Raw genomic sequence first — 17,150 nt, 5'->3', positions numbered from 1 at the left:
TTATTCGTTTGCTGAACCGTTTTCGCAGCAATTGACGACGGGGGTTTTACGTGGCTTTATAAAGGGAGATGACAAAATATTGTCCAAAAGATTTTCGATTGGGCATAAACAAAAATGATGGGGTGACTGGGTTTTTATGAACGAACAATATTCCGCGTTGCGTAGTAATGTCAGTATGCTCGGCAAAGTGCTTGGAGATACCATCAAAGATGCGTTGGGGGAAAACATCCTCGACCGCGTTGAAACCATCCGCAAGCTGTCAAAATCTTCCCGTGCAGGTAACGAGGCCAGTCGTCAGGAGCTGCTCACCACCTTGCAGAACCTTTCTAACGATGAGCTGCTGCCCGTTGCCCGCGCCTTCAGCCAGTTTCTGAACCTGGCAAACACCGCTGAGCAATACCACAGCATTTCGCCGAATGGCGAAGCTGCCAGCAACCCGGAAGTCATTGCCCGTACGCTTCGTAAACTGAAAGACCAGCCAGACCTCAACGAAGACATCATCAAAAAAGCGGTGGAATCCCTTTCGCTGGAGCTGGTTCTGACCGCTCACCCAACCGAAATCACTCGCCGCACCCTGATCCACAAAATGGTGGAAGTGAACAACTGCCTCAAGCAGCTGGATAACAAAGACATTGCTGACTACGAACGCAACCAGCTGATGCGCCGTCTGCGCCAGCTGATTGCCCAGTCCTGGCACACCGATGAAATTCGTAAGCATCGTCCAAGCCCGGTCGACGAAGCCAAATGGGGCTTTGCAGTGGTGGAAAATAGCCTGTGGGAAGGGGTGCCGAACTACCTGCGTGAGCTGAACGAGCAGCTGGAAGCGAATCTGGATTACCGCCTGCCGGTCGATTTTGTGCCGGTGCGCTTCACCTCCTGGATGGGCGGCGACCGTGACGGCAACCCGAACGTCACCGCGGAAATTACCCGCCACGTGCTTCTGTTGAGCCGCTGGAAAGCAACCGACCTGTTCCTGAAAGATATTCAGGTATTGATCTCCGAGCTGTCGATGGTAGAGGCCACGCCGGAACTGCGCGCGCTGGCCGGCGAAGAAGGTGCCAGCGAGCCGTATCGTTTCCTGATGAAAAAACTGCGTGGCCAGCTGATGGCGACGCAGGCCTGGCTGGAAGCGCGTCTGAAAGGCCAGCGCCTGCCAAAGCCGGAAGGCCTGCTGAGCCAGAACGAGCAGCTCTGGGAGCCGCTGTATGCCTGCTATAAATCACTGCAGGCCTGCGGAATGGGCATCATCGCGAATGGCGAACTGCTCGACACCCTGCGTCGCGTGAAGTGTTTCGGCGTGCCGCTGGTGCGTATTGACGTCCGTCAGGAAAGCACCCGACATACCGAAGCGCTGGGCGAACTGACCCGCTATCTCGGCATCGGCGACTATGAAAGCTGGTCTGAAGCGGACAAACAAGCCTTCCTGATCCGCGAACTGAACTCCAAGCGCCCCCTGCTGCCACGTAACTGGGAGCCAAGCAACGAAACCCGCGAGGTGCTCAACACCTGTAAAGCGATCGTTGATGCGCCGAAAGGATCGGTGGCTGCCTATGTGATCTCCATGGCGAAAACGCCGTCTGACGTGCTGGGCGTTCACCTTCTGCTCAAAGAAGCCGGTATCGACTATGCCCTTCCGGTTGCACCGCTGTTTGAAACCCTTGATGACCTGAACAACGCCAACGACGTCATGACGCAGCTGCTGAATATCGACTGGTACCGCGGCTTTATTCAGGGCAAACAGATGGTGATGATTGGCTATTCCGACTCCGCAAAAGACGCGGGCGTCATGGCGGCATCCTGGGCGCAGTATCAGGCACAGGATGCGTTGATCAAAACCTGTGAAAAAGCGGGCATCGAACTGACGCTGTTCCACGGACGCGGCGGCTCGATTGGCCGTGGTGGTGCGCCAGCGCATGCGGCACTGCTGTCACAACCGCCGGGAAGCCTGAAAGGTGGCCTGCGCGTGACCGAACAGGGCGAGATGATCCGCTTCAAGTACGGCCTGCCGGAAGTGACCATCAGCAGCCTGTCGCTCTACACCAGTGCGATTCTGGAAGCGAACCTGCTGCCACCGCCAGAGCCGAAAGAGTCCTGGTGCCATATCATGGACGAGCTGTCAGATATCTCCTGCGATCTGTACCGCGGCTACGTACGTGAAAACAAAGATTTTGTGCCTTACTTCCGTTCAGCTACCCCTGAGCAGGAGCTGGGTAAACTGCCGCTGGGTTCACGTCCGGCTAAGCGCCGCCCGACCGGTGGCGTAGAGTCTCTGCGTGCCATCCCGTGGATCTTCGCCTGGACCCAGAACCGTCTGATGCTGCCCGCCTGGCTGGGCGCAGGCGCGGCGCTGCAGAAAGTGGTGGAAGATGGCAAACAGAACGAACTGGAAACCATGTGCCGCGACTGGCCATTCTTCTCCACCCGTCTGGGTATGCTGGAGATGGTCTTCTCGAAAGCAGACCTGTGGCTGGCGGAATACTACGATCAGCGTCTGGTGAAGCCTGAGCTGTGGACGCTGGGTAAAGAGCTGCGCGAACTGCTGGAAGACGACATCAAAGTGGTGCTGGACATTGCTAACGACTCGCACCTGATGGCGGATCTGCCGTGGATTGCCGAGTCCATCCAGCTGCGTAATATCTACACCGACCCCCTGAACGTCCTGCAGGCGGAGCTGCTGCACCGTTCACGTCTGGCGGAAGAAGAAGGTAAAGAGCCGGATCCACGCGTCGAACAGGCGTTGATGGTGACGATTGCAGGCGTTGCGGCAGGTATGCGTAACACAGGCTAATCCATTGGCTTCATACAGGCCCGGCAGCGCTAACGCTGCCGGGCGATATCCGGTATTCACGCCATGCACCACGACATCAGCACCCTTCTGACCGACCTCATTAATGGCACCATAGCGCTACGTGACGTACGGTTTGTCGCCCCGCCCGACCCACACTCCCGCACATCGCCTTGCCTGGTCATTAACCTCGATAATGCCTGCGAAGCGTGGTTTTCTTCCTCTGCGGAGGGGTTACTTCATACCGGACACGCGCTCAGCATCAGCTTCGGTAAACAGCAGCTGTCGTTTCGTCTTTATCGGGATAACGTGCTTATACAGCACCAGCAGGTTGCCCGGCGCGGCCCCCGAACCGGAGCGTTTCTCCTGCAAACGCTGGCCGAGCTGCAGATGCAGCCTGATGAACAGGAAACGGCCAGACTGGTGGTACTGAGTATGCTCAGCCACTGTCGCGATCTTCTTGGCAGCGACATTCACACTGACAGCCGCAGTCGCGCTCTGTTTGAAGCCATCCGGCGCTATCTCGATGAACATCACGCCTCACCGCTGACCCGCGATTCCGTGGCGCGGGCGTTTTATATTTCACCCAACTACCTTTCACATCTGTTTCAGAAGACCGGGAACGTGGGGTTCAATGAATACCTGACCCAAACGCGTCTGGAACACGCGCGCCAGTTGCTCAAGGGTTATGATCTAAAAATCAAAGACATTGCCGCCCGCTGCGGCTTTACAGACAGCAACTACTTCTGCCGCCTCTTTCGTAAACATACCGAACGCTCCCCTTCCGAGTACCGCCGCCAGTATCACAGCCAGCTGACTGCCAAAAACTAGCATTGTGATCGCCCTCTCACTTCACTAAGCACATTACATTTGTCCAGTATTTGGCAAAATTGACCTGTATCCCCGGCCAGCAGCCCCACCTTATCCTTAAGTTAACCTTTCTGACTTAAGGAAAAATAATGGAACTGTATCTGGATACCGCCAACGTGGCAGAGGTTGAGCGCCTGGCGCGCATTTTTCCGATTGCCGGCGTCACCACCAACCCGAGCATTGTAGCCGCCAGCGGCGAAACCCTCTGGAACGTACTGCCGCGTCTGCAAAACGCCATCGGGCCACAGGGTACGCTGTTTGCCCAGACCATGAGCCGTGAAGCCGAAGGGATGGTGGCAGAAGCCAAACGCCTGAGTAACGCCATTCCTGACATCGTGGTGAAAATCCCGGTGACCGCGCAGGGCCTTATAGCGATAAAAATGCTGAAAAAAGAGGGCATAACCACGTTGGGCACGGCCGTTTACAGCGCCGCCCAGGGTTTACTGGCCGCGCTGGCGGGAGCGAAATATGTCGCACCGTATGTTAACCGCGTCGACGCTCAGGGCGGGGACGGCATTCGTATGGTACAGGAGCTGCAATCCCTGCTCGAACGGCACGCCCCAGAAAGCAGCGTGCTGGCCGCCAGCTTCAAAACACCACGTCAGGCGCTGGACTGCCTGCTCGCCGGATGTGAAGCAATCACGCTTCCTTTAGATGTAGCGCAACAAATGCTCGGCACCCCGGCGGTAGAGTCAGCCATAGAGAAGTTTGAGCACGACTGGAAAAACGCGTTTGGTAACCTCAACCTCTAAGGGAGATCTGTTATGGACCGTATCATTCAATCGCCGGGGAAATATATCCAGGGCGCTGATGTTCTCACCCGTCTCGGCGACTATCTAAAACCACTGGCAACACGCTGGTTGGTTGTGGGCGATAAGTTTGTGCTGGGTTTTGCACAAGAGACCTTGCTTGAGAGTTTCAAAAAAGCGGAAATTCATGCTGAAATCGCGCCCTTCGGTGGCGAATGTTCGCAAAACGAAATCGATCGCCTGAAAAAACGGGCCGACGGCGCCGACTGTATGGCGGTGCTCGGTATCGGCGGCGGGAAAACGCTGGATACCGCCAAAGCGCTGGCGCATTTTATGGACGTGCCCGTTGCCATCGCCCCGACTATCGCCTCCACCGACGCCCCGTGCAGCGCCCTTTCTGTCATTTATACCGACAGCGGTGAATTCGATCGCTACCTGATGCTGCCGCATAACCCGAACATGGTGATTGTCGACACCCGGGTGGTGGCTGGCGCTCCGCCGCGTCTGCTGGCCGCCGGGATAGGCGATGCCCTTGCCACCTGGTTTGAAGCGCGCGCCTGTTCCCGTAGTGGCGCGATCACCATGGCGGGCGGAAAATGTACCCAGGCTGCGCTAGCCCTCGCCGAGTTGTGCTACAACACGTTAATTGAAGAGGGTGAGAAAGCGATGCTCGCAGCCGGGCAGCACGTAGTCACACCGGCGCTGGAGCGCATCATTGAAGCCAATACCTATCTGAGCGGCGTTGGATTTGAAAGCGGTGGACTGGCGGCCGCACACGCCATTCACAACGGAATGACCGCCGTGCCGGAGGCACATTCGTTCTATCACGGTGAAAAAGTGGCGTTCGGGACGCTGACGCAACTGGTGCTGGAAAATGCCCCGGTAGAGGAAATTGAAACCGTCGCGGCGCTGTGTCACAGCGTAGGTTTGCCCATCACGCTGGCACAACTGAACATTAAAGAGGATATTCCGCTTAAAATGCGGCTGATTGCCGAGGCTGCCTGCGCAGAGGGTGAAACCATTCACAACATGCCAGGCGGGGTGTCACCGGATCAGGTTTACGCGGCGCTGCTGGTGGCCGATCAGTACGGGCAACGGTTCATGCGGGAGTGGGCGTAACTGGTATTGCCGGATGGTAAAAAAATCCCCGCCGAAGCGGGGATTGTATTTACTGCAGATCAAACCGATCCAAATCCATCACCTTCGCCCAAGCGGCAACAAAGTCGCGGACGAATTTCTCATGGGCGTCACTGCTGGCGTAAACCTCGGCCAGCGCGCGCAGCACGGCGTTCGAACCGAATACCAGATCGGCACGCGTGGCGGTGTATTTCACTTCACCGCTGGCGCGATCGCTGCCGGCAAACAGCTCGTTTGATTCATCGGTCGCTTTCCACTGGGTATTCATGTCCAGCAGGTTCACGAAGAAATCGTTACTCAGCACGCCTTCACGATGGGTGAACACGCCGTTCTGACTGCCATCGAAGTTCGCCCCCAGTACGCGCAGACCGCCAATCAGCACCGTCAGTTCTGGTGCAGTGAGCGTCAGCTGCTGGGCCTTATCAATCAACAGAGACTCGGTAGTGGAGGCATCAACCTGTGCACGGTAGTTACGGAAGCCATCGGCAATCGGTTCGAGCAGGTTAAACATCTCGATATCCGTCTGATCCTGGCGCGCATCAACGCGGCCCGGCGTGAACGGTACATTGACGTAAACGCCGGCCTCTTTCGCCGCCTGTTCAACACCCACCACACCTGCCAGCACGATGATATCGGCCAGTGACGCTTTGTTGGTGGTACGCTGAATAGCTTCCAGGGCGGGTAACGCGCGAACCGCTGCGGCGTTAACTTCCCAGTCGCGCTGGGGTGCCAGTGCCAGACGCGCACCGTTGGCGCCGCCACGCTTATCGCCACCGCGGAAGGTCGATGCAGATGCCCAGGCAACGGAAACCAGGTCGCTCACGGACAGACCCGAGGCAATGATTTCCGCTTTCAGACTCTCGATGTCCTCTTTGGTCGGGTTGAACACCGCCTGCGGCAGTGGATCCTGCCAGATGAGATCTTCTTTCGGCACTTCCGGACCAATGTAACGCGCTTTTGGCCCCATATCACGGTGGGTCAGCTTGAACCACGCGCGCGCAAAGGCTTCGTTAAAGGCCTGCGGATCGTTCAGGAAGCGGCGGGAGATTTTCTCGAACTCGGGGTCAAAACGCAGCGTCAGATCGGTGACCAGCATCGTCGGTTTGCGCTTTTTCGACGGGTCGAACGGATCAGGCATAATGTCTGGTGCATCCACGGCTTCGAACTGAATCGCACCCGCCGGGCTGCGGGTCTGCACCCACTCGTATTTGAACAGGTTCTCGAAGAAGTAGTTACTCCACTGGGTCGGCGTTTGCGACCAGATGACTTCCAGCCCGGAGGTGATCGCATCTGCGCCAACACCGGTACCGTGCGTACTGGTCCAGCCCAGACCCTGCGCTTCAATTGGCGCGGCTTCCGGGTCGGCACCGACATGGGTCGCTTCACCTGCACCGTGGGTTTTACCGAGGGTATGACCGCCTGCAATCAACGCAACGGTCTCTTCGTCGTTCATCCCCATGTTGCCAAAGGTGGCACGGATCGCCGCGGCCGCTGACAGCGGTTCACCGCTGGCGTTTGGCCCTTCCGGGTTAACGTAAATCAGCCCCATTTCGGTGGCTGCCAGTGGGCGCTTCGCCAGTGCTTCCGGGTCACGGTGGGTGAGCCAGGCTTTTTCATCACCCCAGTTCACGTCCATATCCGGTTCCCAGACATCTTCACGCCCGGCCCCAAAACCAAAGGTACGGAAACCAGAGTTCTCCAGCGCCACGTTACCGGCAAGGATGAAGAGGTCAGCCCAGGAAATTTTTTGACCGTATTTTTGCTTGATAGGCCACAGGAGACGGCGCGCTTTATCCAGACTTACGTTATCTGGCCAGGAGTTCAGGGGGGCAAAGCGCTGTTGACCGCGCCCTGCGCCACCGCGACCGTCAACGGAGCGATAGGTACCTGCGCCGTGCCAGGCCATACGGATAAACAGGCCCGCATAGCTGCCCCAGTCGGCTGGCCACCACGGCTGAGAGTCGGTCAGAAGTGCTTTGAGATCGCCCTTGAGCGCTGAGTAATCAAGTTTGCTGAATTCTTTGCGGTAGTCAAAGTCTTCACCCAGAGGGTTAGAACGGTTGGAATGTTGATTAAGAAGATCGACGCGGAGTTGTTTTGGCCACCAGTCGCGGCTGCCTGTGCCTGCCCCCGCGCTGTGATCGACGCTGCCCTGATGGAACGGGCACTTGCCGATTGATGCCGCATTATTGCTGTCGTCTGACGTGCTCATCGCTATGCTCCCTTTTACAGTGTTACCGTTACGATATACGCCCTTGTTGATAAGGTATAGTTGAGATAACCCACAGATTCGATAGTTAATTCCGTTTAATTTCCCATTGAAAGTATGTGTTTTCTGTACATCAAAGGCAGCATTGCTGATATGGCGGGTAAATAAAACCCTTATAAATCAAAAAACCCTCCGAAGAGGGCTTCTATTTGTTATGCTCCAGGCCGAACACCCAGCGTATGGCAAATGGCGTAACTCATTTCCGCGCGGTTGAGCGTATAGAAGTGGAAATCCTTCACCCCTTCACGACTCAAGATCTTCACCATGTCCATCGCGATGTTTGCGCCCACCAGCTTGCGTGTTTCCGGGTCATCGTCCAGCCCTTCGTACATTTTAGACATCCAGTGTGGAATGCGCACATTGGTCATATCGGCAAATTTCTTCGCCTGTTTGAAGTTAGAGACCGGCAAAATTCCCGGGATAATTTCGACGTCGATGCCCGCGGACACACAGCGGTCACGAAAGCGCAGGTAGCTTTCCACATCAAAGAAGAACTGGGTAATGGCGCGGTTCGCACCGGCGTCCACTTTACGCTTCAGGTTAAGCAGATCCGCCTGGGCGCTTTTCGCTTCCGGGTGAACTTCAGGGTAAGCGGCAACGGAAATGTCGAAGTCTGCGACCTCTTTCAGCAGCGCGACCAGATCGGTGGCGTACATGTCCGGTTTACCGCTCCCCGGCGGCAGGTCACCGCGCAGGGCGACGATATGGCGAATACCGTTGTTCCAGTAGTCCTGGGCAATGGCACGCAACTCATCGCGCGTCGCGTCGATACAGGTCAGGTGCGGAGCCGCTTCCAGACCCGTACGGTCCTTAATGCCTTTAATGATGCTGTGCGTACGGTCACGCTCACCGGAGTTGGCACCGTAGGTGACGGAGACAAACTTCGGTTTCAGGCTGCTCAGGCGATCGATAGAGCTCCAGAGGGTTTGCTCCATTTCACTGGTGCGCGGCGGGAAAAATTCAAAAGAGACGTTAATCTGACCATTTACTTCGGCCAGGCTCTGATTCAGGGCTTCCCGCTGGTTGGCGTGAAAAAAGCTCATACCTTACCTCATCAATCGCGTGTCATTGTGTGTTGTGTTTCGAACTTCTATACGTTTAGACGTCCAGATGTAAAAATGACGGAAAAGCGGAGGGACGTCAACAGAAATAATCGCCAGGAATGGTGAGGAATGCTCAGGGAAGATGAAGGGAGTTCATGATAGCGGGTGAGTGCGGTCTGATGCCCTCACCCTGTCCCTCTCCCACCGGGAGAGGGAACAAGAAGGATTACAGCAGTTTAGCCAGACGGTTGATGTCGGACTGGATAGCCCCGGCGGTCACATCGCGCCCCGCACCCGGGCCACGGATCACCAGTGGGTTATCGCGGTACCAGCGGCTTTCAATGGCGAAAACATTATCGCACGGCAGCAGCGCCGCCAGCGGATGTTCAGGACGAACCGCCTCGACACCCACACGTGCTTTTCCGTTCGCTTCGAAACGCGCCACGTAGCGCAGCACCAGCCCCATCTCGTTTGCCGCTTCCAGACGTTGCACCATCTGCTCGTTCAGCTCTTCGCCGTTCTCGAAGAAATGGTCGACAGAGTCGTCCTCACAGCCAGCAGGCACCAGCGACTCAACGCGGACGGCATCAGGTTCGATGTCATAACCGGCTTCACGCGCCAGGATCACCAGCTTACGCATAACGTCTTTACCGGAGAGGTCAACGCGTGGGTCAGGCTCCGTTAAGCCCTGCTGCCATGCCTGATCCACCAGGTCAGTGAACGGTACGGTGCCATCAAACTGCAGGAACAGCCAGGAGAGCGTGCCGGAGAAGATGCCACTCAGCGCCAGAATGCTGTCGCCGCTTTCAATCAAATCACGCACGGTATGGTTAACCGGCAAGCCAGCGCCCACCGTGGCGTTATACAGCCAGTGACGGCCTGTCTTTTCAAACGCGTCGTGGATTTGACGGTACTTGTCCGTGCTGCTCGCCCCCGCCAGCTTATTGGCGCTAATAACATGGAAACCGTGGCTGGCGAAATCAAGATACTGATCGGCAAGCTGTTCACTGGCGGTCACGTCCAGTACCACCAGATCGTCATACGGGTGCGCGCGCATCCAGAGGAACAGCGACTCTTCGTCCTGTTCAACCGCTTCATCGTTAAAGAAGGCCAGCGCCCGGCTGGCGTCCAGCCCTTCGTAGTTCAGCAGGCTGCGGCGGCTGTCCACCACGCCCGCGAGAATAAATTCAAACCCGGTACGCGCTGAGAGGGTCACCTGCTCGCGCGCGAACAGCTCCAGCCAGCGTGAGCCGATGTTTCCTTTACCAAACAGCACCAGTCCAATGCGTTTCTCCGCACGGAACAGAGAGGTATGCAGACCCTGAATCAGACTCTCGGTGGGTCCTTTACGCAGTACGGCCACAAGGCTGATGCCCTCTTCCGACTGCCAGGTGAATTCAACCGGCTGGCCTTTCAGCTGCTGCCAGAAACGGTGGCAGTGCAGCGGGTTGCGGGTAACGCCCGCCCCCACCATCGCCACCAGCGCCAGACCCTGACGCAGGCGAAGCTCGCCCGGCAGGCCCGCTTCATCAAGAATTTTCAGGGCGCTGTCCGCCACTTCGGCGGTGTAGCAGAACTGCAGCAGCTGGCGGTCGTTATGCACGCCAACGGCGAGCGGACGCACCTGGGCACGTTTGAGGATCAGGTCGATGTCTTTGTGTGCCAGTTTGAAATCCTGGCCCGCCGGGACCTGGAACTCAATCAGGCAGATGTCGTCATGGCTGGTCACAATTCGCGCCCCTGTACCGGACGCCAGGACGCGTTCGATGCGGGTAGAGCCTTGATCCGGGGTGTAACTACAGCGCAGCTGCAGGTCGATGTCGCTCCCGGAAACGGGCTGTAGCGTACGCGCATGCAGAACCGGTGCCGCCAGGCGTGCCAGCTCGCTGGCCTCGTCCAGACGCAGCAGCGGCAGCAGGCAGGCATCTTTCACTTTACGCGGGTCAGCACTGTAGACACCGGCCACGTCGCTCCAGATAGTGACGCGGGAAACGCCTGCCAGCGCACCAATTTGCGTCGCTGAGTAGTCAGAGCCGTTACGTCCCAGCAGCACGGTTTCACCGGCACTGCTGCGGCTGATAAAGCCGGTCACCACAATACGTTTGCCCGGATGCTGAACCAGCAGCTGTTGCAGCAGCGGATATGACAAGCCTTCATCCACCTGCGGCTGAGCGGCGCGTTCGGCGCGCAGGAAGTCACGCGCGTCAAGCCAGGCCGCATCCACGCCCAGGTGTTGCAGCACGGCCGCCATCAGGCGTGCAGACCACACTTCACCGTGGCCGACCACCTCGGCATACACCGCGTCGGTAATACCACTGTCCAGCAGGGCAGCCAGACGCTCAAGGTCATGCGTGAAGGCGCTAATCAACCCGTCCGCGACGTCCGCTGGCAGTAAGCCGGCAATCAGCTCACTCTGGTAACGACGTAAGGACTGTTGCACCTGATGCGCAGAGAGGCGATCGGTCTGACTCAGTTTGAGCCAGCTAATCAACTGGTTGGTGGTGCTGCCAGCCGCGGAGACAACCATCATGTCCCCCGGCTGCGAATACTCTGTCATGATCCCTGCGACACGCAGGTAACACTTCACATCAGCAAGACTACTACCACCAAACTTGTGCAGTTGACGACCCTTCGCCCCTGCCTGCGCTATCACACTCATGATTACCCCTTGGCTGCGACCCGGAAGCCATTTTCCAGATCGGCAATTAAATCTTCAGAATCTTCAATACCGGTCGAGATACGCAGCAGCGTCTCAGAAATACCGGCGGCGGCACGTGCTTCTGGTGCCATACCTGCGTGCGTCATGGTCGCGGCGTGGGAGATCAAGCTTTCAACCCCACCTAATGATTCCGCCAGCGTAAACAATGACAGCCCGCTCAGGAAGCGACGCAGCGTTTGCTCGTCACCGTCCAGTTCAAAACTTAACATCGCGCCAAATCCCTTTTGTTGACGCGCGGCAATCTCGTGCCCCTGGTTTTCCGGCAGCGACGGGTGATAGAGCTTTTTCACCAGCGGCTGGGTCTTCAGAAAATCGACAATCGCCTGAGCATTGCGCTGCGCCACTTCCATGCGCGGCGACAGCGTGCGGATACCGCGCAACAACAGGTAGCTGTCGAAAGCGCTCGCAGTGACGCCAATGTTATTGGCCCACCATGCCAGTTCGGTGACAACGTCGGGATCTTTTGCAATCACCACGCCCGCTACCACATCAGAATGACCGTTCAGATATTTAGTGCATGAATGCAATACCAGATCGGCACCCAGCGCAAGCGGGTTCTGAAGGGCCGGACTGAGGAAGGTATTATCCACTACACTTATCGCTCCCGCATCCCTTGCGCGCTGACAAATTTTCGCAATATCGACGACGCGCAACAATGGATTGCTTGGACTTTCCACCAGCACCAGCTTCGGTTTCTCTGCCAGCGCCTGTTTCAGCGCCTGTTCGTCGTTTTGATCGACAAACAGCACGCGGTAGCATCCGCGTTTTGCGAGGCTGTCAAACAGACGATAGCTACCACCGTAACAGTCGTGCGGTGCCACCAGCAGGTCGCCCGGCTTCAGAAATACCGTCGTCACCAGGTGAATCGCAGACATCCCGGTGTTGGTTAACACGGCGCCTGCACCGCCTTCCAGCTCCGCCAGCGTGCGCTGGGTTACGTCACGCGTCGGGTTGCCGCGACGGGAGTAGTCATGCGCACGGGGTTCATTAAAACCGGTAAAATTGTAAGTACTGGAAAGATGAATTGGCGGGACAACACAGCCGTACTGCTCGTCATCATTTAATCCGCTACGCACTGCGATGGTGGCCTGTTTACGCGTCATGGTGAAGGCTTCCTGGCTAAAAGAGGTGAAAAGTCAGGCACCAGAGTAAACACTGAAAGTATGGACGTCAATACATCTGGACATCTAAACTTCTTTGCGTATAGATTGAGCAATGCGCAAATAGCCGTTAAAATTATATGCTTTAGTGCACGCTGCAGCGGCAATATCCGTGCCACGGTATCGTCTCTACGGTAAACTACGCTGGATTACGGTCAAAACTGGCGATGACGGGTTTTGCACCTTTAGATTAATGACTGAGAGGATTAAAGGTATCTCATGGCTGAATGGAGCGGCGAATATATCAGCCCATACGCTGAGCACGGTAAGAAGAGTGAGCAAGTAAAGAAAATTACGGTTTCCATTCCTCTGAAGGTGTTGAAGATCCTCACCGATGAACGTACGCGTCGTCAGGTGAACAACCTGCGCCACGCGACCAACAGCGAACTGCTGTGCGAAGCGTTTCTGCATGCGTTTACCGGTCAACCGTTGCCAAACGATGAAGATCTGCGCAAAGAGCGTAGTGATGAAATTCCGGAAGAGGCGAAGGTGATCATGCGTGAACTGGGTATCGACCCGGATACGTGGGAATACTGAGAAGCGGATACAAAAAAGGCACCTTGCGGTGCCTTTTTTTCGGGAAACTTACTTAGCGCCCGGGATGCTGAAACGCTTGTTGAAGCGGTCAACACGGCCACCGGTTGCAACATCACGCTGCTTACCAGTGTAGAACGGGTGGCATTTGCCGCACACGTCCAGGTTCAGATCGTGACCCACGGTAGAGCGGATCTGGATAGAGTTACCGCAAGAACAGTTTGCAGTAATCATTTCGTATTTCGGGTGAATATCTTTTTTCATGGGAGAACCTCAGTTAAGGCCGCGTCGCTCTTCCAGCCCTAACGCCAGACACCACGCGATGTTGAATGTAAGTTCTTTGGCGTAAAGTACACCAAAGGCGGCGAATCATACAGAATTTGACCAACGTATGCAAACTGATCCGCACGCCGCTTTCACTAATGTGTATACTAACGCGCCACTTTTCAAGTCAGGAAGATTCGATGCCCGTCGCTCACGTTGCCCTGCCCGTTCCGCTTCCCCGCACCTTTGACTATCTGCTGCCTGACAGCATGAGCGCCAAAGCGGGCTGTCGCGTGACCGTGCCATTTGGCAAACAGCAGCGTATTGGGATTGTGGTGTCGGTGAGCGATAAGAGCGAATTGCCGCTCAATGAGCTGAAAGCCGTCGCAGAGGTACTGGACAGCGAGCCCGTTTTCTCCACCAGCACCTGGCGACTCCTGCTGTGGGCGGCAGATTACTACCATCACCCTATCGGCGATGTCCTGTTCCACGCCCTGCCTGTTATGCTTCGTCAGGGTAAAAGTGCCAGCCACGCTCCCCTGTGGTACTGGTTTGCCACTGAAGAGGGTCAGGCGGTCGATATCAATAGCCTGAAACGCTCGCAGAAACAGCAGCAGGCGCTGGCGGCCCTGCGTCAGGGGAAAATCTGGCGGCATCAGGTTGATGAGCTTGCGGTGAGTGAAACGGCGCTGCAGGCCCTGCGCAAAAAAGGGCTGAGCGAACTGGCAAGCGAGGCGCCCGCCCTTTATGACTGGCGGGACAGTTTCTCCGTTTCAGGGGATCGTCTGCGACTCAACACCGAGCAGGCCACCGCCGTAGGGGCCATTCACAGCGCCTCCGATCATTTCTCCGCCTGGCTACTGGCAGGGGTCACCGGCTCCGGCAAAACAGAAGTGTATCTCAGCGTACTGGAAAACGTGCTTGCGCAGGGTAAACAGGCGCTGGTGATGGTTCCGGAAATCGGCCTTACACCACAAACCATCGCCCGTTTTCGCGAGCGGTTTAATGCGCCGGTTGAAGTGTTACATTCGGGCCTGAACGACAGCGAGCGCCTCAGCGCCTGGCTGAAAGCCAAAAACGGCGAAGCGGCGATTGTGATTGGCACCCGGTCCTCGCTGTTTACGCCGTTTAAAAACCTCGGCGTTATCGTCATCGATGAAGAGCATGACAGCTCCTATAAGCAACAGGAAGGCTGGCGCTATCACGCCCGCGATCTGGCCGTTTATCGCGCCCACAGCGAGCAAATCCCGATTATTCTTGGCTCCGCGACGCCCGCCCTCGAAACGCTGCATAACGTTCGCCAGCGTAAATACCACATGCTGCGCCTGACGCGGCGCGCAGGGAACGCGCGCCCTGCTATTCAGCATGTGCTGGATCTAAAAGGCCAGCAGGTGCAGGCGGGGTTAGCGCCTGCGCTTATCACCCGGATGCGCCAGCATTTGCAGGCCGGTAATCAGGTCATTTTATTCCTTAACCGCCGCGGGTTTGCCCCGGCGCTGTTGTGTCACGACTGCGGCTGGATTGCCGAATGCCCGCGCTGCGACCACTACTACACGTTCCATCAGGCCCAGCGCCATTTGCGCTGCCACCACTGCGACAGCCAGCGGCCGGTACCACGCCAGTGTCCGTCATGTGGCTCAACGCATATCGTGCCGGTCGGCCTGGGGACGGAGCAACTGGAAGAGGCCCTTAAGCCTTTCTTCCCTGACGTTCCTCTTTCCCGCATCGACCGTGACACCACCAGCCGCAAAGGGGCGCTGGAACAGCAGCTGGCGGAAGTGCATCGCGGTGGCGCACGCATTCTGATTGGCACGCAGATGCTGGCCAAAGGGCATCACTTCCCGGACGTAACGCTGGTCGCCCTGCTGGACGTAGACGGCGCGCTGTTTTCGGCCGATTTTCGCTCAGCAGAACGTTTTGCCCAGCTTTATACCCAGGTTGCCGGACGTGCCGGTCGCGCAGGCAAACAGGGTGAGGTGGTTTTACAGACCCACCATCCTGAACATCCGCTACTGCAAACCCTGCTGCATAAAGGCTATGACGCGTTTGCGGAGCAGGCGCTGGCAGAACGCCAGACGATGCAGCTTCCGCCGTGGACCAGCCACGTCATCATCCGCGCAGAAGATCACAACAACCAGCAGGCACCGCTTTTCCTGCAGCAGCTGAGAAACCTCCTGCAGGCCAGTCCGCTGGTGGATAACCCGCTGTGGATACTGGGGCCGGTGCCGGCGCTGGCACCAAAACGTGGTGGACGTTTCCGCTGGCAGATTTTGCTCCAGCACCCTTCGCGCATCCGCCTGCAACATATCGTCAGCGGCGCGCTGGTGCTGATCAATACCCTACCGGAAGCGCGCAAAGTGAAGTGGGTGCTGGACGTTGATCCTATCGAAGGCTGAAGACGGATCGAAAAATTTAACGCTCCTCACACTTTTTATGAAAATTCTGTAACCGATTCCATTAACTATCTGTAAAAATGGTGGCGTCAGAAGTTCGGTGTTCAGGCGAGGAGAAGACGTTGAAGTCCAGGAAAGAGGTTGCCACGGCGACCATGAAAGACGTTGCCCAGAAAGCACAAGTCTCTACGGCAACCGTGTCCCGCGCATTAATGAACCCGGATAAAGTCTCCCAGGCGACCCGTAACCGGGTAGAGCAGGCTGCGCTGGAAGTGGGCTATTTCCCGCAGGCGATGGGACGAAACGTTAAACGCAATGAGTCGCGCACCATCCTGGTGATTGTGCCGGACATCTGCGATCCCTTCTTCAGCGAGATTATTCGCGGTATCGAAGTGACGGCGGCAGAGCAAGGTTATCTGGTGCTGATTGGCGACTGTGCTCACCAGAACCAGCAGGAAAAAACCTTTATCGACCTCATTATCACCAAGCAGATCGACGGCATGTTGCTGCTTGGGTCTCGCCTGCCGTTTGATGCCAGCATTGAAGAGCAGCGCAATTTACCGCCGATGGTGATGGCCAACGAGTTTGCACCCGAGCTGGAGCTGCCGACGGTACATATTGATAACCTGACCGCCGCGTTCAATGCCGTCAACTATCTTCAGGAGCTGGGGCACAAGCGTATTGGCTGCATTGCCGGGCCGGAAGAGATGCCATTGTGCCACTACCGCCTGCAGGGCTACGTTCAGGCGCTGCGCCGTACCGGCGTCACCGTCGATCCGCACTACATTGCTCGCGGGGATTTCACCTTTGAAGCTGGTGGACAGGCGCTGGAGAAGCTGCTGGATCTGCCCGAGCCGCCGACCGCGGTGTTCTGTCACAGCGATGTGATGGCACTGGGGGCATTATCGTATGCGAAGCGCCGCGGCCTGCGCATACCGAAAGATTTGTCGATCATCGGATTCGATAATATTTCGCTGTCAGAATTTTGCGATCCTCCACTCTCGACCGTGGCGCAGCCGCGCTATGATATTGGGCGTGAAGCGATGCTTCTTCTGCTGGATCAGCTGCATGGTCAAACAGTTAACAGCGGCTCGCGGTTGCTGGACTGTGAATTGATTGTGCGCGGTTCTACCCAGGCATTGACTTAAAGTAAATGTCTTTCAGACACCCTTATCTGGTCAAAGCCCCGCCGCTTAAGTAACATGGCGGGCTGACGAACGAATAAAT

Annotated in this window: 12 protein-coding genes; 7 read left to right on the top strand and 5 right to left on the bottom strand. The window is 56.8% G+C overall.

Going from position 1 to position 17,150, the window contains the following annotated elements:
- Positions 1-136 precede the first annotated feature (136 nt).
- From ppc to AB6731_RS21880, 4 genes are all read left to right on the top strand, one after another.
- A complete protein-coding gene (gene ppc, locus AB6731_RS21895) occupies positions 137-2,788 on the top strand; it encodes a phosphoenolpyruvate carboxylase (RefSeq protein WP_014172182.1) in 2,652 nt (883 codons plus the stop codon).
- A gap of 63 nt (positions 2,789-2,851) precedes the next feature.
- Positions 2,852-3,616: an AraC family transcriptional regulator gene (locus AB6731_RS21890; RefSeq protein ID WP_032680079.1), complete on the top strand. Its 765-nt coding sequence runs from the start codon at positions 2,852-2,854 to the stop codon at positions 3,614-3,616.
- Positions 3,617-3,744: 128 nt separating this feature from the next.
- On the top strand, positions 3,745-4,407 hold the full coding sequence (gene fsa, locus AB6731_RS21885) for a fructose-6-phosphate aldolase (protein ID WP_032679238.1): 663 nt from the start codon (positions 3,745-3,747) through the stop codon (positions 4,405-4,407).
- A 12-nt stretch (positions 4,408-4,419) separates the two neighbouring features.
- On the top strand, positions 4,420-5,523 hold the full coding sequence (locus tag AB6731_RS21880) for a glycerol dehydrogenase (RefSeq protein ID WP_371006795.1): 1,104 nt from the start codon (positions 4,420-4,422) through the stop codon (positions 5,521-5,523).
- Between the two features lie 49 nt (positions 5,524-5,572).
- Here the strand turns inward: AB6731_RS21880 and katG are convergent, their stop codons facing one another.
- The 4 genes from katG to metB form a co-directional block, all read right to left on the bottom strand.
- Positions 5,573-7,753 carry a catalase/peroxidase HPI gene (gene katG, locus AB6731_RS21875; RefSeq protein WP_025202761.1) on the bottom strand — a complete coding sequence of 727 codons (2,181 nt, stop codon included), beginning with the start codon at positions 7,751-7,753 and terminating at the stop codon, positions 5,573-5,575.
- Positions 7,754-7,962: 209 nt separating this feature from the next.
- A complete protein-coding gene (gene metF / locus AB6731_RS21870; RefSeq protein WP_014172187.1) occupies positions 7,963-8,853 on the bottom strand; it encodes a methylenetetrahydrofolate reductase in 891 nt (296 codons plus the stop codon).
- Between the two features lie 226 nt (positions 8,854-9,079).
- Positions 9,080-11,512 (bottom strand): bifunctional aspartate kinase/homoserine dehydrogenase II, encoded by a 2,433-nt coding sequence (locus AB6731_RS21865; protein WP_020883947.1) that lies wholly within the window; start codon positions 11,510-11,512, stop codon positions 9,080-9,082.
- 2 nt (positions 11,513-11,514) lie between these two features.
- Positions 11,515-12,675: a cystathionine gamma-synthase gene (metB, locus tag AB6731_RS21860; protein WP_014172189.1), complete on the bottom strand. Its 1,161-nt coding sequence runs from the start codon at positions 12,673-12,675 to the stop codon at positions 11,515-11,517.
- Positions 12,676-12,951: 276 nt separating this feature from the next.
- Between metB and metJ the strand changes: the two genes are divergently transcribed.
- Complete coding sequence (metJ, locus tag AB6731_RS21855) at positions 12,952-13,269, top strand: met regulon transcriptional regulator MetJ (RefSeq protein ID WP_007369220.1); 318 nt, start codon at positions 12,952-12,954, stop codon at positions 13,267-13,269.
- Positions 13,270-13,317: 48 nt separating this feature from the next.
- Here metJ and rpmE read toward each other — a convergent pair whose 3' ends face one another.
- A complete protein-coding gene (gene rpmE, locus AB6731_RS21850; protein ID WP_003862040.1) occupies positions 13,318-13,530 on the bottom strand; it encodes a 50S ribosomal protein L31 in 213 nt (70 codons plus the stop codon).
- Positions 13,531-13,730: 200 nt separating this feature from the next.
- On the opposite strand from rpmE, the gene priA reads away from it, so the two are divergent.
- Positions 13,731-15,926 (top strand): primosomal protein N', encoded by a 2,196-nt coding sequence (gene priA, locus AB6731_RS21845; RefSeq protein ID WP_371006794.1) that lies wholly within the window; start codon positions 13,731-13,733, stop codon positions 15,924-15,926.
- A 119-nt stretch (positions 15,927-16,045) separates the two neighbouring features.
- A complete protein-coding gene (gene cytR / locus AB6731_RS21840) occupies positions 16,046-17,071 on the top strand; it encodes a DNA-binding transcriptional regulator CytR (RefSeq protein WP_020883949.1) in 1,026 nt (341 codons plus the stop codon).
- Positions 17,072-17,150: the final 79 nt, after the last annotated feature.

This window comes from Enterobacter sp. RCC_40 (assembly GCF_041360735.1).
Classification (GTDB): domain Bacteria; phylum Pseudomonadota; class Gammaproteobacteria; order Enterobacterales; family Enterobacteriaceae; genus Enterobacter; species Enterobacter ludwigii.
This window is presented reverse-complemented; position numbering and strand designations above follow the sequence as displayed.